The sequence below is a fragment of the Granulicella aggregans genome (assembly GCF_025685565.1).
Taxonomy (GTDB): Bacteria; Acidobacteriota; Terriglobia; order Terriglobales; family Acidobacteriaceae; genus Edaphobacter; species Edaphobacter aggregans_B.
Map to the genome: position 1 here is coordinate 71,185 of NZ_JAGSYE010000001.1, position 21,891 is coordinate 93,075.

The following is a 21,891-nucleotide window of genomic DNA, read 5'->3' on the forward strand; positions in this document are numbered from 1 at the left end:
CCGCGGCTGACGTTGCCTTACTTCCCGAGGTCTGCCGGACAGGACTTCGGAGCATTCACGGGATCGCACTGCGCGACCTTGCCGCCGGGCAGCGACACGGAATAGCCGCCAGCCCAACGCGCTGGTTCAGCCGCAGGGTAGTCGGTGCTCAGCAACTGGGCACCGCTGGCGATCATGGCATCGCGACGAGACGTTTCGTTGGTACGAGCTTCCTTGGTATCCGCGTCCGTCCGAGCACGAATGAGATAGCCCTTGCGGACCAGCGCTCTAATCTCTTCCGCAGGTCCGTCGTTCCGCTCGATAAAAGCTGCGTCCGGCTCGCCGGGTGCCGCGTTGGTGAAGAGAACACGGCCCTTCAACGAAGGATGCCCCTCAAGATAAACCGGCCCAACCGGGCGTTGATCCATCAGGAAGACAACCTTGCCCCGCGATGCCTCAAGAGTTGGCCAATTGCCCGCAAGCACGGCCTTCTCAAGCGTGGGGTAGCTGCCCCGAACGTCATCGGGAGTAATCAGCTCATCCGTCGGAAAGACCGAACGGATCTCGGCATCGAGAGCGTCGAAGGTGGCCGAGGTGAACTTCTCAGGCTCGGTGACCTTGATTCCCTTGGGCGAATCCTGTTTGATCTCGACGAGGATGAACACCGGGATGTGTCCCGGATGCGCGTGCGACCAGCTACGCACCTCGTTCAGGCAAGCGATGAACGGCTGGCAGTTGCTGCGGTAGTCGACGTCCTGGACGTGCATCACCTTGAAGCCGGGCTTGTCCATCAGGTGGTTCGGGTCGAAGTCGGGGTCGGCAGGAAGACCCGCAGCAGCTGCCATCGACGGCCCTGAAGGATGGGAGTAAAGGCCGCCCTTTGTGTCGGCATAGACGTCGAGTTCAATCTGCCGCACGCCGCTATCGAACTGCGCTGTCAACGCGGGGTGGCTGTAGTCCAGTCCCGCAAAGGCCTTCGCATACTTCGCCTGCCAGACCTTCGCCTCGTTCGGCGCGATGCCCGCGTGGTAGCTGTTGTGCGTCCCGATCACCTGGATCTGGTTGAGCTTCACATCCGATGATTGCGCAAGCGAAAGAACGCACGACAACGACAATACCGGCAGTGCGGCAGACGACCAAAACAGTTTCACGATGGAACTCCGATGCATCAGGCGTTGCGGTAGGGCTTGCTGTAGTGAGTCTCCCATTCCACGAGATCGGCGTTCATGAACTTCCATGTGCCGTGCTTCGTGTCGACCTCCATCAGCATATAGGCGTTGGGGTCGTAGCGGGTGGCCGCCATCACATAGTGCTGCGGGCCATAGGTGTGTTGATAGTCGATCCACTTGTGCTTGTGCCCGGAGACGACGAGCTGAATCGTGTCCTTATACTTGCGCAGCAGCGGGTGAAGACCGTAGTCGGCGAACTCGGTCGGCACATTCTGAATCAGCGGGTAGTGAATGAACACGAACGTCGGCTTCTGCTGTTGCATCTGCGCCTCGAACCAGTGCAACTGCTCTTCGCCGAGTGATCCGATACCGGGATTGAAGTCTTTAGCCTTTTTGTCCTGCGTGCTGCCAAGGAAGTTGTTCAGGTGGATAAACTTGTAGCCCTTGTAGTCCAGCGCCGAGTACGGCTTGGCGTTGAACTTGGCCTCAAAGAGGCGATGGCTCATCTCACGTGGAACACGATGAACGTCGTAGTCGTGGTTGCCGAAGCCAAGGTGCACCGGCATCTTGAAGCCATCCGTGATGGCCTTCGCGTTGTCGAGCCGCGTCGTGTTCTTGAAGTAAAACTCGTAGTCCGTCGACGGATAGTTATGAAAGTAGTCGCCGATCAGGAAGACCTGCTCGATGGCGGGATTTAGCGAGTTGATGAGGTCTCGCGCGGAGGTGAGCCGCGGCGTGGTAACAAGAATGCTCTCGTTATCTTCGACGCTGTTCTCGCTGCCTTTGACGTAGAAGTCGTCGATGATGTGGGTGTCCGCGACGAGCGCGAAGTAGAACTTGTCAGGAGAAGCGTTCGCCCGGACCTGCTCAGCCCAGAGTTTCTGGGTGAGCAGGGTTCCGAGCGACCCGCCGGCTAGAGTAGCGAACTGCCTGCGATTGATCATGATGCTCTCTTGACGTTGGACGCGGGCTAAAAGATGATCTTGCCGGCAAACTGCAGAATACGCGCCGGGAAGACGGAAGCAGAGGTGGCCAGACCGAAGGCGCTGTTGCCGAAGGTCTCATTGGCCGGACCTTCGTAGTTCACCTTGTTGAGGATGTTGAAGGCCTCCGCGCGGAAGTCGAACTTGACTCCCTCACGGTAGATCGGGAACTGCTTGTGCAGGCCCATATCAAGCTGATAGAAGGGGTCCAGACGAGCACTGTTACGGCCCGCGTTGCCATACGGCTGATCGAACGCCGGGAGGCTGAAGGAAGCAGGGTTCAACATGCTGTAAGAGGTCTTCGTCTTGACCCGCTGGCTCTTGGGAAGCACAGCCGGACCATTCTGATTGGGGCGCTGGTTGAGGATGGTGCTGACCGTCTGGACGCCGGTCGGCGAGTAGATGATGTTGAACGGCTGACCGCTGTTCATATCGTTGATGGCGGTAACCTGCCATCCGCCGAGCACCGCCTGGAGAGCTCCGGAAGCATCGCTCCCGAAGGCGCGTCCCTTGCCGTAGGGCAGGTCGTAGACGATGGAGAGCGTGTCGTTGAGCGGCTGGTTATAGCCGGAGGGCCCAATCTCACCACGCGGGTTGGCAAGGTTGATGCGCGAGTTATCGCCGTTGTTCGTGTCGAGGTGACCACCGGCGTTGTCGATGGCACGCGACCAGGTGAACGAGTTCAACAGGTAGAGACCGTGGCCGCCGCGATGTTCGAGCTTCGTCTGCAGACCGCTGTATTCGAGGAAGCCCTCGGGCAGCGTCTCTTCGATGGTGTAGAAGGTCGGGATGGGCCGGCGAGCAGCGAGCGTGCCGCAGCCCGAGGTGCTCGCCGCACTGCAGGTAGCCGACGGAGTCGCTGCGTTCGCTTGGTTGAGGTCGCCGAGAGTCTCGAGCTTGACGCCATGCTCACCAACGTAAGCAACTTCGAAGGTGGTCGACGGTCCAAGCTCACGCTGCACGGTCAAGTGGTAGCTCTGCACGTAACCGGTGGGCAGGTTCTTGGGAATGTAGCGGGCCTCGGTGTTGACGTTGCTGGCCGCGGTGACATTCGCAGGGCTGGCCATGCCGGTGGGGTACCCCTGCTGGCTGGTGCGGAAGCAGGGAGTTGGGTTGGTCGAGCTGTAGGCCACACTAGCGCCAGCGGATGTGCAGGTAGCCAGGAGGGTAGAAGCGCCCTTGGTTGCATTGTTGCCAAACTGCGGGGCCTGGGTGAGGTTGGTGTTGACGATGTAAGGCAGGTTGTAGACGAGGAGGTTCTCGCCGCCTTCACGATTGAACTGCGTGAAGCCTAGGCCATAGCCGGCGCGGATGACGGTCTTCGGATCGATCGAATAGGCCAGACCAAAACGCGGAGCGAAGTCGAGCTTCGGCATGTTGACCAGGGCGCGATCATAGATCGAACCGGGCTTGGCAGTGATCAGCGACTGGGTGTCCGGATCGTAGTTCGCAAGCAGGTTATTTGACTCCCACTGGGGCGTGGCGAGTTCATAACGCAGACCGGCATTGACGGTCAGCTTCGAGGAGACACGGATGTCGTCCTGGAAGTAGAAGAAGTGCATCCGCTGGTTGATATGAGCCTGAGTCTGATTGTTGAGCTGATAGGTATCGCGCGCGCCGAAGATAAAGTCGGAAAGAGCAACGCCTTCCTTGGTCCCCGTGTCTTGCGAGCTTGGGGACTTGCCCGCAACTCCGTAGCTGAAGTATCCGTTGTAGGTATCTTCACCGTAGGCCGGGTTGAAGTCGTCATCCGTGGTGAAGATCGCAACATACTCGTAGCCAACCTTATAGGTGCTGCGGCCCTTGATGTAGGTGTAGTTGATCTTCGGATTGAAGATGTAGGGATTCTGGAACTGCGGGTTGCTGGTCAGGTTGCCGAACTGCGAGAAGTTGGCGACCGACTGCGCATTCAGACTGGTGACCGCGGGACCCGAGGTGGGCAGGCCGGTGATACCTGTCTCGAGACTCGGAAGTCCAGCACCGTAGGGGCTCTTACCGGCATCGGTGCGAGTGAAGCCGAAGCGTGCGTCGAGAATAGAGTTCTGGGTAAAGGTGTGGGTCACGCCGCCGACGATCTGCTGGTTGAAGATATGGACGAAGCCGTTGGCGTTTCCACCGGCTGAACCCTGGATGGCGGGCGGCGACAGAATGTGGCCCTGGTTCTCGCTGTAGCGGGAGAAGAGGGTGGTCTTGGGGCTGACAATGTAGTCGACGCGGATATCACCCTTGTCATTCTGGATGGTGTCAGCAGGGAGCGAAATATAGTTGTTTGCTACGATCCCTGGCAGATTCGCCGCCGGAAGCGCACCGAGAACCCCCTTGGCGAAGCTGGAAACACTCGGGTCATTGAAGGGGATTACGCCGTTGTAGGTCTGGCCAGTAAGCGGATTGAGGATCGGCACAGCCGCGCCCGAGGAGGTAAGGAAGGTGTATCCGCCATTGGCAACCGCCAGTGCGCTGGTGCCGTTCTGGTCAGAGTCAGGAACGGTTGCGGTAAGGATGGCATGGACGACTTGGCGGGTGCCTTCGTAGTCGGCGAAAAAGAAGAGCTTGTCCTTGAAGATGGGTCCGCCGAAGGTTCCACCGAATTGGTTGCGCTGCAGGGTCGGCTTCTGTGACTTACCGGTGAGCGGGTTGGTGGGTGCGGCGAACGGCCCAATGGCGTTCAGATCGGTGTTGCGGATGTAGTCATAAGCAGCGCCATGGAAGCGATTGGTACCGCTCTTGATCGAGACGTTGATCACGGCGCCCGGTGCGCGGCCGTATTCGGCCGAGTAGTTATCCGTCTGCACCTTGAACTCGTCGATAGCGTCTGGCGAGGGAGGGATGGCCTGGTTCGAGAAACCCTGGTTTGAGGTTCCGTAAGCGTTGTTGTCGAGACCGTCAAGCAGGAAGTTGTTCTGTTCGCTGCGCATGCCGTTCACGTTGAAGCTGGCATCGCGGCTGGAGTCGGAGCTGTTCTCGAGGACGTCGCGGCGGACGCCAGGGACTAGAGCGGCGAGGTCGGCGTAAGCGCGGCCGTTAAGCGGGAGATTCTGGACCTCGCGGCTTCCGATAACCTGGCCGCGTTCGCTGTTGTCGGTCTCAAGGATCGAGGCGGCGGAGGCGTCGACTGTGACAGTCTCTGTGTTCGATCCCGTCTTCATGGTGAGATCAACGCGCTGGCGGGCGTTGACCACGACGGTGAAATTTTCGGTCTTGGCGTTGTCGAAGCCGGGGGCCTCGGAAGAGATCTGGTATTGGCCGATCTTCACGTCGGTGAACTGAAAGGCACCCTGCGCGTCGGTCTTGGAGGCAACTTGCGCCTTGGTCTCTTGGTTGGTCAATGTAACGGTCGCGTTCGGGATAACCGCGCCTGAGGAATCGCGGATGTATCCGAGGACCGAAGCAGTCTCGAACTGGGCGAGAGCTGAAATGGGGGCGCAGGCAAGGAGGATCAAAAACATTGCCAATGTGAAGATACGTCTCATCTAGGTCTCCAGAAATGGGTGAATAAAGTTGTGCCGTGTCGTGTGCTCTTGCGCGGGGGTGCCTCGCGACGACGTGTGTCAATGGCCTGTTGTGTCTATTCAGGATGGGCGATTCTCATGAATATTCGGTTGCTCGTTTGTTAACGCACGAAGAATAAGCGGTAACGTAGCTGGGTTCGGGGCAAGTTTTCATCGGACGCAAACGTGGCTCAGCTCAGGGTGCCGTGTGCGACAAAACATCGCCCCCGATCCTGACAGGGATCGGGGGCACATTCTGTTCGGGCGTCGATTTGAGAGGCAGATGAACCGCAACTGGAGCTAGAAGTTGATCCGTCCAGCTAGTTCGAGGCTGCGCGGGCCGGCGCCCTCGGCGGTCTGCAGAGCGCTGATGGAGCCGAACTGCGCGACGTCGACCTGCATGTTCGGCGGCTCATAGTTGCGATGATTGAAGACATTCGCGGCTTCGACCGAGAGCTGCAGCTTCATACGCTCGTAGACCGGGATGTCCTTGCGCAGCGACATGGAGAAGACCGCCGTGCCCGGACCAACCACGCTGCCTACGGCTGCGGTGCCGAAGTAGCCACGCCCTGCCTGCGGGATGGCGAAGGCGCTAGGGTTGAGCCACTGGTTCACGTTGCGGTTGGTTGCGTAGAGCGCCTGGCCCGGGACGATGTCGGCGCGGGTCTGGCCGACCGTGCTCAGGATGTTGGTGTTGGCGGGATCGGAGGTGGCCTGGAAGGGCGTAAGAAACGGGCCGCTCTGCAAGACGGTGACGCCGCCAAGATGCCAGTCGCCGATAATCGCGTTGACCGCCCCCCCGGTGGCCACGAAGCGTTGTCCGCGGCCGAAGGGAAGGTCATAGAGGTAGGTGACGAGAAAGCGGTTCTTGCGGTCGTAGCTCACGTTGCCGTAGTCCAGCCCTGGGTGAAAGCGGTCGGTGACGTAGTTGCCGCCGGCTCCGGCGAAGCCGCTGGGTGTCGCCCCGGCGGCGTTCGAGATGTCCCGGGTGAAGGTGTAGCTGGCGTCGAAGGTGAGGCCCTTGCCGCTGTGACGGGTCACCTCCACGGTGCCGCTGTTGTAGTTGCTCTCGGCAAGGTTCTCGACGCTCTGGATGATGCTCCAGTTAGGGTAGGAAAGCGACTGGTCGGCATAAGGGGTGGTGCTGGCCGGAACCTGATTCAGATCGACGAAGGTCTCAAGGTTGGTCCCGTGACTTCCAACATACGAGAACCGTGCGCCGATTCCCTTGCCGAGGTCCTGTTCGACAGTGAGGTTCCACTGCTGCACGGAGGGATCTTTGTAGTGGATGGGGAAGGCGTACTGGAAGGATGCGGTGCCGGCGAGACTTCCGCCCTGAACGAATGCGTTACTCAGCGACAGCAGCGGAGTGACGCCGTCGGCCTGATACTGCTGTCCGTAGTAGCCTACGTAGCTTGCGTCGACCGCCCATCCGGAGACCAGCGAGAAGCCCAGCGGGCTCTCGATAAAGCGGCCCCAGCCTCCACGGATGACGGTCTTTTCATCGCCGTAGGGACGCCAGGCAAAGCCGATGCGCGGGCCGTAGTCGTTCTTGTCGGTGTAGCGCAGACCTTCGGGCAAGCCCGCCTGCTTAGCGGTAAGCGTCGGTGTGGGCGAAATGGCGTTAATGAAATCCTGCGACTCGAAAGAAAGCGCCTGCGTGTTCGGGACAACAACCGCGCCGTGCACCTGCGTCATGCCATCTGTCCCAACGCCGTTGTAGTCGGGAAGAAAGAATGCGGTGTTGTAGTGGATCTCTTTGAGCGGCGGATGCAGCTCGTAGCGCAGCCCCAGGTTCAGTGTGAGCCTCGGCGTGATCTTCCAGTCGTCCTGCGCGTAAAAGGCGTAGGAGTAGCCGAGTCCATCCATGGTCTCTTTGTTGATGGTCGCGTCATAGGTGTAGTCCGGGAAACCCTGAAGGAACGCGGTGTAGGGATCGCCGATGGCCGCGCCGACTGCCGAGGAACTGTCGAAGGCATACTCGCCGCTTGAGTAGTTGCCGAAGACGTTGTCGTCGTGGTCGGTCAGGCGCTTGAAGTCCGCGCCGAACTTGAAGTTATGGTGCCCCTTATTCCAGGTTACGTTGTCCAGCAGCTCGATGGTCTCGCTGCGCTGCCGCGTAGGATTGCCACCGCCGGTGGCCATAAATCCATTGATGTAGAGGTTCGGAGCCTCGGACCACTCGGTGTTCACCTGCGGCACAGTCAGGCCGGTTTGCTGCAGCAACTGGCTTGTGCTGTAGCTCTGCGTTGTGGAGGTGTGCTGCGCGTTGTATCCGCCGCGAAACTCGTTCAGCAGCTTCGGGCTGAAGATGTAGTTGTAGGCAAAGGTCAGGCCCTCATCAATCTCCGGGATGCTGTAGGCACCCTGCAACGGGCTTCCCGCTGACTGGCAAAAGGTGAGGCCGCAAGTGGTGTTGGGGGCCGCGATGACCTGGCGATTCTTGTAGGAAAACCGGGCGAAGATGTTCTGCTTGCTGCTGAGCGTCTGGTCGAGACGGATGTCGCCCTGGTTGGCCGAGATCGGCGCAGGAAAGTTGACGCGATAGTTGTTCGAGTAAGAGTCCGGCGAGCCGTAGTTCGGCAGCGGCATCAGGTACTTCAGCATGTTGGCCGCAATCGGCGTGATCGGGACGTTCGTCGGGTCGACCGGCGTTACCCCGTCCGGCTGATAGATGTTCGTAACGCCTTGGCCTGCCAGGTACGAGGTGAGGTCCGCGTTGCCTGTCGTCGTACCGATTCCGCGCATGGCGAGCGTTGGAACGCTGGCAACAATGGGCGTCTCGCGCGGCAGGCGCAGGGCCTCGAAGCTGGCGAAGAAGAAGCTCCGTTCGCGGCCGTTGTACAGATGAGGAATGCTGAGCGGACCACCGAGCGTGCCGCCGAAGTCGTTCATGATGATCTTCGTCTTGCTCGTCTGGAAGGGATTACCGGCGTTCATGGCGGTGTTCTGAAGGTTCTCGAAGACGCCACCGTGGTAGGTACCGCTGCCCGCCTTGGAGACAGTGGTAATGTCGGCCACACCGGAAAACTCCGCATTGTTGTTGGACTCGCTGACGCGGATCTCCTCAATGGAGTTGAAAGACGGGAACATCTCGTTGATCGGGCCGGAGTATTCCACGCCAACGCTGCTGATGCCGTCGATGGTGACGCTAAGCAGCGCGGGCGTCGCACCCATGATGTCGAGGTTGCCGCTGTCGTCGGTCTGGACGCCGGCCTCTGTAGTGAGAGTGTCGATGGGGCTGGTCGACCCAGTGGAACGCGAATAGATCGCAACCGGAAGACTCACGAGCTCCGTACCAAGCTTGGTCTCCGCGAGGTTCGAGACCTCCGTTGTAATCACGTTCTGCGCGGTCTCTTCGACCGTCACCGTCTGGGTCTCCGATCCCAGCTTCAAAGCGGCTTCAATTCGGCGGGACTCGCGCGCATTGATGGCTATCTCCGGCAGACTGTACTTCTCGAAGCCCGGCGCGGAGATCGAAAGACTGTAGGAGCCAATTTCGATGTTGCTCAGCGTAAACTCGCCCCCCGAGTCGCTGGTCGCTGTACGCGTCGAAGTGGTTCCCTGGTTCGTGAGCAGGATCATCGCACCAGGGACGACAGCACCGGTTGAGTCTTTTACGGTGCCAAGGATCGTACCGAAGGTCGATTGTGACTGAGACGCGGTGACGGCCGATGCAAACAAAACTGCGAAGAGCAATGCGCGCAGCTTAGGAGAAGAGAAAAGCGACAGAAGGACCGACCGGAAGAGATGCATAAGCGTTGACCTCATCGAATGGGGATAAATGCACGCAGATCAGGATTTCTTACCGTGTCTTGTTCATCGCCAGACGGGTCGAGGCTTCGCGGGCTCGACGGAGGCGGAATCTTTGCTGCGATGGGAGAGAAGATGAAGTGATGGGGTCCCGCAATCAATGCAGGACCCCGGCTGTTGAACTTGAACGAACTTGGTACGCGCAGATCGTTATGGAACCATAGGCAAGTCCATGGTCGGGTTCTTGTTGAGAAAGTCGAACGGCCGCAGCGAGAATGTGTGCCACATGATCGGCATCTGCGGCCAGTCTTCCGCACGAGGAACATGATGGAAGCCGACCGTGTACCACGCGACGATGTCCGTGTTCATAATGCTTCGGTTCTGCTTCACCCATTCGGGAAGGCTGTCTTCGCCCTTGCTCCCCATGACGTAGACGCCCGAGACGTAGCGTTCATTCGGATCGTAAGGAGTAACCCAAAGGCTATGCTCCGAGAAGCCCGCACGCTTCTGCGGCCATTCCGAGGAAGGCAGCAGGCTGATGCCTGTCTCGCCCGGCATGATCTCAAAACTGGTGTTCTGGCCCAGGGAGTTCTTCACGCCTTCATTCGCGAACCGCCACATGGCAGGATGGTCGAGCGAGACGTTCAGCTTCGCGTCGCCCTCGGTCGCAATCATCTCAGGCTTCATCGCCCAGATCCACTTGCGGCCCAGCGATGTCTCGGGCAGCTTGAAGGGAACGAGCTTGTCCACCATCAGGCTGTTCTTCGTCCCGTCCACATCGAGATCGAGGCGATAGCTGAAGAAGTGGTCGTGGTCGACCGCGCTGGTACCCGGGGCAACCAGCTGCCCAAACTGCACGGACTTGCCATCGGTATCTGTGCCTTCCATATTGGCGGAGAGCTTGCCGTCCGCCCGCTGGTCCTTCACCGCCTTCACTTCAAGGATGCCCGTCGCACCGACGCCCACAGTAATGGACGCGTCTTGCTCGAACCGCCAGTCGAAGAGATAGTCATAGTTGCCAACCGTCGCGACGGTACGGAAGACAAGCTCGCGGGTAGGACGCCCGGAGATCGCGTAGGTGTCCTCATCCCAGTGGCGCCACGCCGGGTCGCCACTGACGCGCTCGAACATGCACGCAAGCTGCGGGCGAATATACGGAGTTCCGTTATCGTGCACGAAGGTGCCGCTGAAGAAGGTGGCATAGGCCGGGCAATCGACCCCAGCCTGCAGCGGCTTGATGATGCCGCCCGACCCCGTGTTGACGAAGTACTCCCCGGCATCGAGGAACACATGGGAGTTCCAGGTCTCTTCGGGGTCCTGGTAAGGGACATACATCTCGGAGAGAGCGCCCTCATACAGAACCGACCGCGGCTTGCCTTCGTCCATGTACGTCACAAGGTTCACCACCGGCCCGACACGAGGGTCGAGGCGGAAACGGAACTTCCAGTTCTGCCAGCTGACCTCGCCATCCTTGATGGTGAAGCTGGGTCCACTCGGCTGCGAGGTGAGAATCGGCTGCGTTCCCGGCAGTGCGGTGCCACCATCCGCGTCATAGAGGCTGGTCGTCGGCGGAATGGGGACGGCACCATAGTCCGAGAAGCGAACAATCTTCCTTCCCGCAATATCGACGACGAAGAATATTCCCGGAATCTCGCGGTCCCAGCCATACTTGGCGTTCGCGGAGTACGTGCATCCACCCCATCCGATGCGCTTCCCCTCTTCCTGCTCTGGCAGTCCAACATAGCCAGCCGGCGTGACATAGCAGGTCACAAGCCGTGTGTCCGTGATGCCGCGTTTCGTCAGCGCTTCCATCACCCGGGGGTCTTTCTTCAGGACATCATCGAAGCTGTGCATCTCGGTCTCGGTCATCGGTGCCTGGAAGTTCTTCAACTCGGTGTAGGAGTCGATCTTTCCAGCGGTAACGTCAATCACCGCCTCATAGCTCTTGCCCTCCGTCAGCAGGACCGCGTCGACCTTGCGCGGCATCGGCTTTCCCATCTTCCAGCCGAGCACCTGCGCCTTAGGCGGCTCGCGCAGAAGCACGCTTGCGAAGATGGTCTTCTCGGCAAGCTTTCCCGCGGACTGCAGAAGGTTATAGGTCTTCCAGTATTCATCGACACTCAGCGCATCCAGGGGATGGTTGACCTTGGGGGGAAGCGCAAACACCTTTGTTACAAAGATGAAGCCGAGCAGGAATGCGATGGAACGTGAACGCAATGCCAAGAGAAGCCTCCATTGGTGGAATTCCAGAGGAAAACAAGATATCGGGGGACACACCCGTCAACTTCGAAGGGGGAAGGTCTGCGAATCCAAATCGAGCTTCAGGTTGATGCTGTGCGAAAGTTACGAGCGGCGTACTTCGAGAGTCGAACGTTCCTTGGAGAAAGCCAGACGGCCGATTCCGGATACAACTCGTCCGCGGAAGCGCGTGTCGAGTGAGTGTAATTGAGTGGTAACACTCTCGTTATCCGATATCTGCGCCTGCAAGTCAAGTATCTTGAGGTATTTGCTCCAAACCGATGGCCCAGCAGGCAGATGCGTGCCTTCCTGCCTGTAGAGGCTGGATGGCACGCATCGCTGGGACAGACTCGAGAGAAGTTCGGCAGGTCGACAAAGGAAGTCCGTGGCTGCTTGTCACTGCAAATACAGAACTACGCCGCAGCCTGGAGCGGAACCTCAGGCAGCGTGCAGCCTCGGAATTTGCCCGATAGCCGCGACCGCAAGAACGATCAGCGGTGGGCAATCGCTTCGCGATGCGTAGCCAGTGCACGAACCATTGCAGCTGCACGGTCGCTTCGGCGTCTGGGCTGTGTTTGCAGTCTTTGAATCGGCCATCGTGATTCTCCCCTGGAAGCAGCGTATTGGAGAAAACTACAGAGCGATGTGACCGAGATCACATCGCCCTCGGTTCCATTGAAAACGGCTGACGAGAGCTAGCAGATCGTCAGGATGGGGCAGCCTGCCTGGGCAAGCAGGGAGGCGGTGAGACCGCCTTCCACGCGTGTGAGCCAGAAAGACGACCGGCGGGCACCGAGAACGATCAGGTCGGCTTCCATCCTCTCGGCAAGCCTCAGAATCTGGTCGGCAGCGTCTCCGTACTCGACGACACACTCCGGGCTACACCAGTCATAAGACGACTCGGGAATCAGCTCGCTCAGCCGCCTTCCAAAGCCCTCTTTGAGTTGATCGCGCGTCTTAAGGCCCTCATCGTCAAGAGCCAGAACGCAGCAGCAATAAAGATGGGCGGCGCTGTCTTGTGCGAAGGACAGAGCGATAGGCGCCGCTTTAGCTGCCTCCGGGGAGAAATCCGTCGCATACACGATCTTCTTGAAGACAAGCGGCCCAGGCTTCGGCATCTTCGCCATAGGCCCGACGGTAAGAACTGGGCAAACCGCCCCGCGCAGGATCTTCTCCGCCGTAGAACCGAGGATGAGGCGGGCAAGGCCAGACTTCGCCTCGGTTCCGGCCACAATCAGATCAGCTTGATGCTCCCCTGCAATCTCCAGCAGAGCATCGGCTGGCCGGTGACCTTCGGTTGAGACGAGGCTCGTTGGAATCCCGTCCAACTTCAGTTGCGAGACGAAGCTCTGGAGATTGTCGGTACTGATGCTCTTCCTCTCCGCCAGCATGCTGTGGACGATCGCCTCTTCATACGAGACCACGACCGACGGATCGAAGACATTGGCGATCTCCAGCTTCGAGTTGAAGCGACGGGCGATTCCTACGGCATAGGCCGCCGCTTTTTCAGAAGCATAGGAGAAGTCCGTAGCGACCAGGATTCTCTCTAAGGACACGGCGACTGGTTCTTGAAGGAGTGACATCGGCGACCTCAGCAGTTGCGTCTTGGCACCGTCTTCTGTGCCTGCAACCACGCTAGGCGTACTTCTCGCCGAATTCAGTGACGCCGCTCACGAGTCAGCGTGACGCAGATCACGCGGGCCGCTAATTTATTCAGAAGCGAGCGCGGTCAACTCTTCGGGCATCAGGATATGCACGGTCGCGCCGTTGATTCGAATGAAGTTGTCTTTCTGCAGCCGAGTCAACGTGCGCGAAACGGTCTCGCGCGACGTGCCGGTGAAATTCGCGAGATCGTCATGGGTAAGGACCATGTTGAAGCGCATGCCAGCGTCTCCACAGGATGCCGACCTCCCCCAGTCCAGCAGCAATCCCGCGATGCGGCCCGGAACCGAGCCTGAAAGCGCAAGTCGGCGAGCGTCCGAATAGGCGGCTTTGTATTCGTCGGAGAGTGCTTTCGCGGCGTGCATGCTGGCCTCACCATGGCGATTCAGGAAGGGTAGAAACTCCTTCTTTCCGATCGCCTTTAGAGAAACAGGCTCCAGACACTCTGCTGTGACCTCGAAAGCAGAGCCCGAGATGACCGCACTCAGCCCAAGCACGTCTCCGGCGAGCGCAATCCGGAGGTTGAGCGTCTTGCCGTCGCGCGACGAACAGGACAGCTTCACCTTGCCCTCGCACAGGATGTACACCCTGTCGCCTGGATCGCCTTCCCTGAAGAGAATCGCTCCTTTAGGAAGAGATGCCGGGCTGCCGATCGCGTCAAAGTCAGCGAGCGCTTCAGGCGCGAGATTGCAGAACATGTGCTGGGGTCGCCAGCCACAGTGCTGGCAATCGGCGGGAACACGAAGATTGAGGCGGTGAGGCATCAGGCTGGCCTTTCCGGACCTTTGCGCAATCCCGAAGGAAGGGGTTGCGCCTTGAGTCTAGCAGAGCGGCTCCGGGCAACATTACCTACCAAGAGCGACCATCTTTGCGTGGAATGGCTGGCGGCGTAGTCTGTAAGGACGCGTCTTGCGCCCCTTTTGCGGGCAGCATCTGCGAAAAGATCACCAGCGCCCATTGGCCACGGAACGCGGAGGAAAAGATGGTAACGCATACGGAAAAGCAGGCAGTCTCAGTCCCAACCAGCAACAAGCACCTGATCCGCTGGGTGGAGAAGATGGCAGACCTCTGCCAGCCCGCCCGCATCCACTGGATCGACGGCTCGGAGGCCGAGAACAAGTGGCTCTGCGACGGTCTTGTAGAAGCCGGAACTTTCACCCGTCTGCCGGAGGAGAACTGGCCGGGATGCTTCTACGCCCGCTCCAGCCCGAACGACGTCGCCCGCGTCGAAGACCGCACCTTCATCTGCTCCCTGTCGAAGGATGCCGCTGGCCCGACGAACAACTGGGAAGATCCCTTCGTCATGCGCAAGAAGCTGAAGCAGCTCTTTCGCGGATCGATGCGCGGCCGCACGATGTACGTCATGCCGTTCTCCATGGGTCCAATCGGCTCCCCAATGTCGCAGATCGGCGTTCAGTTGACGGACTCCGCCTACGCCGTCGTGAACATGCGCATCATGGCGCGGATCGGAACTCCCGTATACACCGAGATCGATCGCGACGAAAAACGCGTCGTCCCGTGCCTGCACTCCATTGGCGCACCACTCGCGCCGGGCCAGCAAGACGTCCCTTGGCCGCAGAACGACACCAAGTACATCGTCCACTTCCCGGAGACGCGCGAGATCTGGTCCTACGGGTCTGGATATGGCGGAAACGCCTTGCTTGGGAAGAAGTGCTTCGCCTTGCGCATCGCTTCGAACATCGCTCGCGATGAAGGATGGATGGCCGAGCACATGCTCATCGTCGGCGTCGAAAGCCCCGCCGATGCCGAAGGCCGCACCGAAAAGACTTACGTGGCTGCAGCCTTCCCCTCCGCCTGCGGCAAGACGAACTTTGCCATGCTGATTCCGCCAGCGGGCTTCGAGGGCTGGAAGGTCTGGACGGTGGGCGACGATATCGCATGGATCAAACCAGACGCAACCGGCCAGCTACGCGCGATCAACCCCGAGAGCGGCTTCTTCGGCGTCGCCCCCGGCACCAGCGAGAAGACGAACCCCAATGCGATGGCAACGCTCCGCGCCAACACCATCTTCACCAACGTCGCGCTCGTCCTGCGCGATGGCAAGCCCGATGGCGTCTGGTGGGAGGGCATGAGCGACATTCCTCCGGCAGGCCAAGGTGTTTCGATAGAAGACTGGCGCGGCAATGCATGGCAGGCAGGCAGCGCGACACCAGCAGCGCATCCAAACGGTCGCTTCACCGCTCCAGCATCACAATGCCCAACCATCGATCCCTCATGGGAAGATCCGAACGGCGTGCTCATCTCCGCATTCATCTTCGGAGGTCGCCGCCCCAGCACCATGCCGCTCGTCTTCCAGGCATTCAACTGGAGCTCGGGCGTCTACATCGGCGCGACCATGGGCTCAGAGACGACAGCCGCTGCAGGAGGCAAGATCGGCACAGTGCGCCGCGATCCCATGGCGATGCTTCCCTTCTGCGGCTACCACATGGGCGACTACTTCCGTCACTGGCTGCGCATGCAGCGCAACCTGACCAGCACACCGCGAGTCTTTCACGTCAACTGGTTCCGCAAGGATGAACACGGCAAGTTCCTCTGGCCCGGCTACAGCGAGAACATGCGCGTGCTGAAGTGGGTCGTTGACCGCGTCCGCGGCCGAGTGCGTGGCAAAGAAACGCCCATCGGCTGGACGCCGAAGTACAACGACATCAACTGGTCCGGACTCGACTTCAGCTACGAGCAGTTCCAGGAGCTCCAGACCGTGGATCGCGAAGCATGGAAGCGCGAAGTAATGGGCCACGAGGAACTCTTCCTCATGCTCCACGACCATCTGCCCGCCGAGATGATCTACGAACGTGAACTGCTAATCTGCCGCCTCTAGCTCCGCGCGTTCTTGTCTGCGCTCGCCACGCAAGGTGATCTGGTAGTAGAGTGCAGGCGTAACGATCAAGCTCAGCACCACCGAGAGCACCAGCCCTCCAATCACCGCAATCGCCAGCGGTTGCAGCATCTGCGAGCCCGCACCGAGCGCAAACGCCAGCGGCAACATCCCGCACATGGCAGCCGTCGCTGTCATCACGATGGGCCGCAGACGCCGCTGCGCTGCCTGCATCATGGCGTCGAGCGCATTGGCTCCCTCGACGCGCGCACGCTCATCGGCGTCGAGCAGAAGAATGCCGTTCTTCGCCACAATGCCGATCACCATGATGAGTCCAATGAAGCTGGCGACGTTGAAGCCTGTCCCCGTGATGAGTAATGCAAACAGCACTCCAGCGATCGAGAGAACGGAGCTTGTAAGAATGGCGATCGGCGCGGCAAAGTTGCGGAACTCTACCAGCAGCACACCGAAGACAAGAGCCAGCGCCAGCACGAGCACCTTCGCCAGATCGGCGAATGACTTCTGCTGCTCCTGGTACGTTCCTCCGTACTCCACATGCACGTTCGAGGGAAGATGAAGCCCTGCGACCGCTGCCTTCACCTTCACCATCGCCCCTCCAAGGTCTGATCCTTCGAGTCGTCCGCTGACGAGAACAACCTGCTGCAGGTTCTCGCGGCTGATCTCGTTCTGCGGCGGTAGTTCGACAACCTTCGCCATCGATCCCAAGGTCGCCGTGTGGCCGCTGGCGGAGTTGAAGACCGTGTTCTGAATCGCATCGAGCGAACTGCGATGGGTATCGTCCATGCGCACACGGATGGTGTACGGCCGGCCATCGACGATCATCGGCTCGCTCGCCGGAAGTCCATCGAGCAGGGTCGTCGCATCCTCGGCGATCTCCCGCGGTGTAAAGCCGAGCCGCGCGGCGATAGCGGGGTCAATCTGGAAAGTAGTCGCGGGGCCGCTGAGAGTATTGTCGACGCCGTTCTGGGTGTCGACGATGCCGGGGATCTTCGCAATCGCCCCCTGAACCTTTGGTCCAAGTTCGTGAAGCAGTGCGCCATCGCTGGAGAAGAGCTTGATCTGCACCGGCTCCGGCGAATTCGACAGATCGCCGATCATGTCCTCGAGTACTTGCGGAAACTCCATATCGAGCTGCGGATACTTCTCGGCGATGCGCCCTCGAACATCCGCGATGATCTCCTCAATGTTCCGCTTGCGATTGGGCTTGAGCCGAACGGTCATGTCGCCGCGATTGGCCTCGGTGACGGCTGCCAGGCCGAGTTGAAGTCCCGTGCGACGGGTGGTGAAGAGCACCTCCGGCGTATCGCGGAGAATCTGTTCTACATCATCGATGATATGTGTAGTCGTCGCGATCGAGCTGCCAGCCTGGGTGATGTAGTCGAAGATGAACGCTCCTTCGTCCATCTTCGGCAACAGGTCAGTGCTTAGCTGGCTATAGGTGAGATAGCCTCCAGCGATCAACAAAGCCGCCACAACCAGGATGGCCCACGGCCGTGTGATCGCCCAGTTGAGAGCGCTGCTATGCAGAGCCAGAACCCTCTGCATCACGGTGCCGTGCTCGTCATGGCTACGCTCCACGCCTTGCTTCCGCTCACGCAGTAGCGAAAGCGAGAGTGCCGGAGTGAAACTGAGAGCGAGCAGCAGCGAGGTGAGTAGCGAGGCGGTCATCGTGACCGCAAGCGCACGGAAGAAGCTGCCGGTCACACCCGTCACACCGATCAGCGGAAGGAAGACGACAACCGGCGTAATCGTCGAGCCGATCAGCGGCACGGTGATCTCCCGCAACGCAAGGCGCACCGCATCGGCGCGGCCCTGTCCTGAGTCGCGATGCACAACGATGTTCTCGACCACCACGATGGCGTCATCGATCACCAGGCCAATCGCGGCGGCGAGGCCGCCGAGGGTCATCAGGTTAAAGCTCTGTCCAATGATCCAGAGAAAAAGGATGGTGATGGCAACGGTGACTGGGATGACCAGCCCAGCGACCAGTGAGGAACTCCAGTCGCCAAGGAAGAGAAAGAGCACAACGCAGGCGAGCACAAGGCCGATGAGGATCGCATCGCGTACGCTGGCGATGCTCTCATGCACAAGCTCCGATTGGTCGTAGAACGCCGTGATATGAACGCCATCGGGAAGGCTCGCACTCAGTGTCTTGATCTCGTCAGCCACAGCATTGGCAACAGCGACCGTATTGCTCGTCGGCTGGCGCGTGATGTTCAGCAGCACCGCGGGCTGACCCTGCGCCGCGACGCGTGTGTACACCGGAAGCGTCGCCGGCACGATCTTCGCAACATCGGCGATATGGATCGGAACATTGTTCGCCGTCGTCTTGACGACAAGATTGCCAAGGCTCTCCACGTCGTGCGCCTGCGACCCAACCAGCCCGAGGATAAGTTGGTGGTCGGCCTCATAAAGACCAGGCGAATCGATGATGTTCGAGTTCTGCACCCCGTTCACCAGGTCGGCCATGGTGACGCCGGTGGTCTGCAGCCTTGCCTCATCCGGAACGATGTGAAACTCCGGCACCTGCCCGCCCTGCACAGTGACAGTGCTGACCCCGAGCACACGGTTCAACGGCGGCTTCAACTCATACGTGGCGATCTGCCACAACGCCGTCTGCGAGATGGTGTCCTTGCCGCGATCGTCCGCCGTCAGCGCATATCCGAGGATCGGAAACGTCGCGAACGTGAGCCGGTTGGTCGTGATCTTCACCGTAGGGGGCAGCTCCGACTGGATCCTCGAGAGTGCCGCATCCGTCAACTGGAGCGTGCGGAACATATCCACGTTCCAGTCGAAGAAGAGGCTCACTTCGGCTGAGCCACGGCTGGTAGTACTCCGCACCGTCACCAGGCCCGGCACGCTATTCACCGCGTCTTCGATGGGCTTGGTGATCGTCACCTGCATCTGCTCGACCGGCATCACGCCGTTATCGACGCCGATAACAACACGCGGAAAATTGGTATCCGGAAAGACCGAGATCGGCACCTGGAACGCAGCGTAGATCCCCGCGACCGTGAGCGCAGCCAGAAGGAAGAAGATCGGCTTGGCCGCGCGTGTCAGCCAGAAGCTGCTCTCGCTCTTCGTCTCTGCGATCACTGTTTGTCTCCGTCTTCAAGCCCGGCAGCGGGCTTCGCTCCAGCCGCCTCGACCTTTACCTTGGTCCCTTCATCCAGCCCATAGCCTCCGCTCAGGATGACCGTATCGGCAACCGTAAGGCCACTGGTGATCTGGACGGTCTCCGCCGTCTGCACCCCAACGGTGATGTTCTTCTTATGCAGCGTGCCGTCCGCGTTCACGACGAGGACCGCATTACCGCCCGTCTCGCTGGAGCGCTGAACCGCATCAACCGGCAGCGTAATGGCATCGGGAATGGACTTGCCTTCAATCGCCACATGTACGGCGGTCCCAGCCCTCAGAGCACCGGTTGCGTTCTCCACTTTCACCCACACTTCGACGGTGGTGCTGCCCGTATCCAGCGCCGGACTGATCAACGAGACCTTGCCCTCCACCGGCTTATCCAGTCCCGGCACCGTGACCTCCGCCGCCGCGCCCACAGCAAGCTGCTGCGCCTGTCTCTGCGCAATGTGCAGCTTCGCAAGCAGCACGGATGTATCCATCACCGTCACCACGGGGATACCAGCAGCAGCCGTCTCTCCAACAAACAGAGGCCGATCGGTGACGACACCGGATATCGGTGTCCGAATGCTGGTATAGCTTAGCTGCGCCTCGGCCCCAAGGTACTTGCCCTTCGCGGAGGTCAACTGCCCCTCAGCGGACTTGAGCGATGCCGTCGTCCCTACGTTCTTGGTCGTCTCGTACTTTTGCTTGGCAATCTCGTAGTTGGCCTGGGCCTGAATCACCGAAGCCTTGGCAGTGTCCACGTCCCTACCGGGAATCGCGCCCTCCTTGAAGAGTTGAGTGCGCGATGCCAGAACACTCTGGGCCAGATCGAACGCTGACTTCGCCTGCTCCAGATCGAGCCGGGCCTGCGTCTCCTGCTGCGGCACCTGCTGCGCCGTGGCGATCGTATAAGCGCCTTCAGCACTCTTCAGCGCGCCCTTGTTGTCTAGCGCAGCCGCGGACAGGTCACCATTCTCGAGCGTCGCCAGCAGTTGCCCAGCCTTCACACGGCTTCCCCGCTGTACGTAAAACTGCTTGACTGGAGCGGTGATCTTCGCCTGGATCGCGGCCTGAGCAACCGGGGCAAGGATTGCGTCAGCCTCGATCTCTTCCGTGATCGTGCCAACCACAGGATGAACCACCTGGACCGGGACAACCTGTTTCTCCGCATCATCCGCGGCAGACTTCTTGCAGCCTTCGAAGGCTGACACGCAGAGCACGCACGTCAAAAGCGCGACAGCCGCAAGAGGTTTCCGAAGCCGAAGATACTGTGGAAGAGTCATCAGTTTATTAGATCGTTCCCGTAAGGAGTTGCAGGTTGGCAAGAGCCAGCCTGTAGCGGACGTTGCCATCCACCAGCCCAAGCTCCGCCGTGGTCAAAGAGTTCTGCGCGTCGACGACCTCGAAGACCGTCGCCTCGCTCGAGTTGTACCGCAGCCGCGTCAGGCGCAGGCTCTCGCGTGCCGTGTCGACGCTCAATTTCAGCGAGGCCAGTTGGCGCTCGGCAAGCGCGGCTTCGTTGTAGAACTCTTCAAGCTGCGCGATGAGATTGCGCTGGGTCGCGGTAAGGGCAATCTTTACAGAATCGCGTTGGATCTGTGCCTGACGAACCTTGTGCTGGGTCGAGAACCAGTCCCATACAGGGATGTCGACGGTGACCGAGGCGGAGTAGCCAAGGTTGCGCACGCCAGTCGGGCCGTTCACAGCAGCCTCTTCCGCATCGATGCCGTAGGTGTAGTTCAGCGCCACGTCCGGCAGATAAGCAGCACGCGCGGCACGGACATCGAGGTTAGCTGCCTTGAGCGATGCAAAGGCGCTTCGCAGCTCCGGATTCCCTGCCTGCGCCGCAACCTCAATCTCCGCCTGTAGAGGCAGCGGCTTCTCTACTGGGAGGCTCACCGTGTAGGGAGAGCGCGGATCTTCGAAGAGCAATACACCGAGGTCGAGCTTGCTCTTCTCCATCGCAAGCTGAGCGTCGGCGAGGTCACGCTGGCGTTGCTGCACGGTGAGCTCAGCCTTCAGCACGTCGGCGTGCGCAGCCTCGCGCTCCGCTTCGCGCTCACTGGTCAGTGTCACGAAGCTAACCGCCTCGTCCGCGGCGCGCCGCTCTACTTCTACCCTCTCCTCCGCCGTGGCCGTGCCGTAGAAGAGTGTGGCGACGGCAGCGGTAAGGCCACGGCGCGCAATCTCCAGCTCTGCGTTGGCGACTGCCGCCGCTGCCGAAGCACGGGAGAGGTTTGCCGCCTGCGCCAGCCCCAGCGTCTCATTGACGACAGCCTGGCTCGCATACTCCCGCACCGCGTTGTTCGCGATGAACTTCGGCGCTGCCTGTGATCCAGTCGACCCCGCCTGGTTCTTCCCTCCATTGGGCTGGGTATAGAGATAGGCGTTGTGATACGTCACGGTAGGAAGCAGGGCAGCGCGAGCGATCGAACGGTCGAGCGAGGCCGACTCGCTCGCCGCGCGCGCTGCCGCGAAGGCCGGCTGGTTGGCGCGGGCGCGAGAGAGAGCGTCATCAAGCGTCACCGCAGCCGCAGGTTGCGGCACTGCCTGCTGTCCAAGGACCGAGGCCGCGAACACAAAGCAGCCGCATATCGTCAGCCAGCGAAGACCCGTTTCATCATTTCTGCTCTTGGTCATCG

General features: G+C 60.1%; 11 protein-coding genes. 1 reads left to right on the forward strand and 10 read right to left on the reverse strand.

Features of this window, described 5'->3' with window-relative positions; genetic code table 11:
• Nucleotides 1-17: 17 nt before the first annotated feature.
• The 7 genes from OHL18_RS00255 to OHL18_RS00285 all read right to left on the reverse strand — a co-directional run bounded on the left by OHL18_RS00255 (nucleotide 18) and on the right by OHL18_RS00285 (nucleotide 13,970).
• Nucleotides 18-1,130 carry a phosphatidylinositol-specific phospholipase C1-like protein gene (locus tag OHL18_RS00255; RefSeq protein ID WP_263372831.1) on the reverse strand — a complete coding sequence of 371 codons (1,113 nt, stop codon included), beginning with the start codon at nucleotides 1,128-1,130 and terminating at the stop codon, nucleotides 18-20.
• 17 nt (nucleotides 1,131-1,147) lie between these two features.
• Nucleotides 1,148-2,092, reverse strand: coding sequence for a metallophosphoesterase family protein (locus OHL18_RS00260; RefSeq protein WP_263372832.1), 945 nt, complete (start codon nucleotides 2,090-2,092; stop codon nucleotides 1,148-1,150).
• Between the two features lie 26 nt (nucleotides 2,093-2,118).
• Entirely contained in the window at nucleotides 2,119-5,601 is a 3,483-nt protein-coding gene (locus tag OHL18_RS00265) for a TonB-dependent receptor (protein ID WP_263372833.1), read from the reverse strand.
• A gap of 318 nt (nucleotides 5,602-5,919) precedes the next feature.
• On the reverse strand, nucleotides 5,920-9,375 hold the full coding sequence (locus OHL18_RS00270; RefSeq protein ID WP_263372834.1) for a TonB-dependent receptor: 3,456 nt from the start codon (nucleotides 9,373-9,375) through the stop codon (nucleotides 5,920-5,922).
• 207 nt (nucleotides 9,376-9,582) lie between these two features.
• A complete protein-coding gene (locus OHL18_RS00275; protein WP_263372835.1) occupies nucleotides 9,583-11,595 on the reverse strand; it encodes a copper amine oxidase in 2,013 nt (670 codons plus the stop codon).
• Nucleotides 11,596-12,305: 710 nt separating this feature from the next.
• Complete coding sequence (locus OHL18_RS00280; protein WP_263372836.1) at nucleotides 12,306-13,166, reverse strand: universal stress protein; 861 nt, start codon at nucleotides 13,164-13,166, stop codon at nucleotides 12,306-12,308.
• A 153-nt stretch (nucleotides 13,167-13,319) separates the two neighbouring features.
• Nucleotides 13,320-13,970 carry a Crp/Fnr family transcriptional regulator gene (locus tag OHL18_RS00285; protein ID WP_263372837.1) on the reverse strand — a complete coding sequence of 217 codons (651 nt, stop codon included), beginning with the start codon at nucleotides 13,968-13,970 and terminating at the stop codon, nucleotides 13,320-13,322.
• Between the two features lie 284 nt (nucleotides 13,971-14,254).
• On the opposite strand from OHL18_RS00285, the gene OHL18_RS00290 reads away from it, so the two are divergent.
• Nucleotides 14,255-16,111, forward strand: coding sequence for a phosphoenolpyruvate carboxykinase (GTP) (locus OHL18_RS00290; protein WP_263372838.1), 1,857 nt, complete (start codon nucleotides 14,255-14,257; stop codon nucleotides 16,109-16,111).
• Here the strand turns inward: OHL18_RS00290 and OHL18_RS00295 are convergent.
• The 3 genes from OHL18_RS00295 to OHL18_RS00305 are packed head-to-tail and all read right to left on the reverse strand — an operon-like array spanning nucleotide 16,094 to nucleotide 21,889.
• Nucleotides 16,094-19,222, reverse strand: a complete 3,129-nt coding sequence (locus OHL18_RS00295) for an efflux RND transporter permease subunit (RefSeq protein ID WP_396274215.1) — start codon at nucleotides 19,220-19,222, stop codon at nucleotides 16,094-16,096. The genes OHL18_RS00290 and OHL18_RS00295 overlap by 18 nt on opposite strands.
• The gene (locus OHL18_RS00300; RefSeq protein WP_263372840.1) at nucleotides 19,222-20,532 is read right to left on the reverse strand and encodes an efflux RND transporter periplasmic adaptor subunit; all 1,311 of its coding nucleotides are present in this window, start codon (nucleotides 20,530-20,532) and stop codon (nucleotides 19,222-19,224) included. The genes OHL18_RS00295 and OHL18_RS00300 overlap by 1 nt, the downstream gene beginning before the upstream one ends.
• Nucleotides 20,533-20,539: 7 nt before the next feature.
• Nucleotides 20,540-21,889, reverse strand: a complete 1,350-nt coding sequence (locus tag OHL18_RS00305; RefSeq protein WP_263372841.1) for a TolC family protein — start codon at nucleotides 21,887-21,889, stop codon at nucleotides 20,540-20,542.
• Nucleotides 21,890-21,891 lie beyond the last annotated feature (2 nt).

Bases quoted from the DNA above. Each gene is read 5' to 3' on its own strand.
- OHL18_RS00260 (WP_263372832.1), bottom strand. From the start codon at position 2,092: ATGATCAATCGCAGGCAGTTCGCTACTCTAGCCGGCGGGTCGCTCGGA.
- OHL18_RS00265 (WP_263372833.1), bottom strand. From the start codon at position 5,601: ATGAGACGTATCTTCACATTGGCAATGTTTTTGATCCTCCTTGCCTGC.
- OHL18_RS00270 (WP_263372834.1), bottom strand. From the start codon at position 9,375: ATGCATCTCTTCCGGTCGGTCCTTCTGTCGCTTTTCTCTTCTCCTAAG.
- OHL18_RS00285 (WP_263372837.1), bottom strand. From the start codon at position 13,970: ATGTTCTGCAATCTCGCGCCTGAAGCGCTCGCTGACTTTGACGCGATC.
- OHL18_RS00290 (WP_263372838.1), top strand. From the start codon at position 14,255: ATGGTAACGCATACGGAAAAGCAGGCAGTCTCAGTCCCAACCAGCAAC.
- OHL18_RS00300 (WP_263372840.1), bottom strand. From the start codon at position 20,532: ATGACTCTTCCACAGTATCTTCGGCTTCGGAAACCTCTTGCGGCTGTC.
- OHL18_RS00305 (WP_263372841.1), bottom strand. From the start codon at position 21,889: ATGACCAAGAGCAGAAATGATGAAACGGGTCTTCGCTGGCTGACGATA.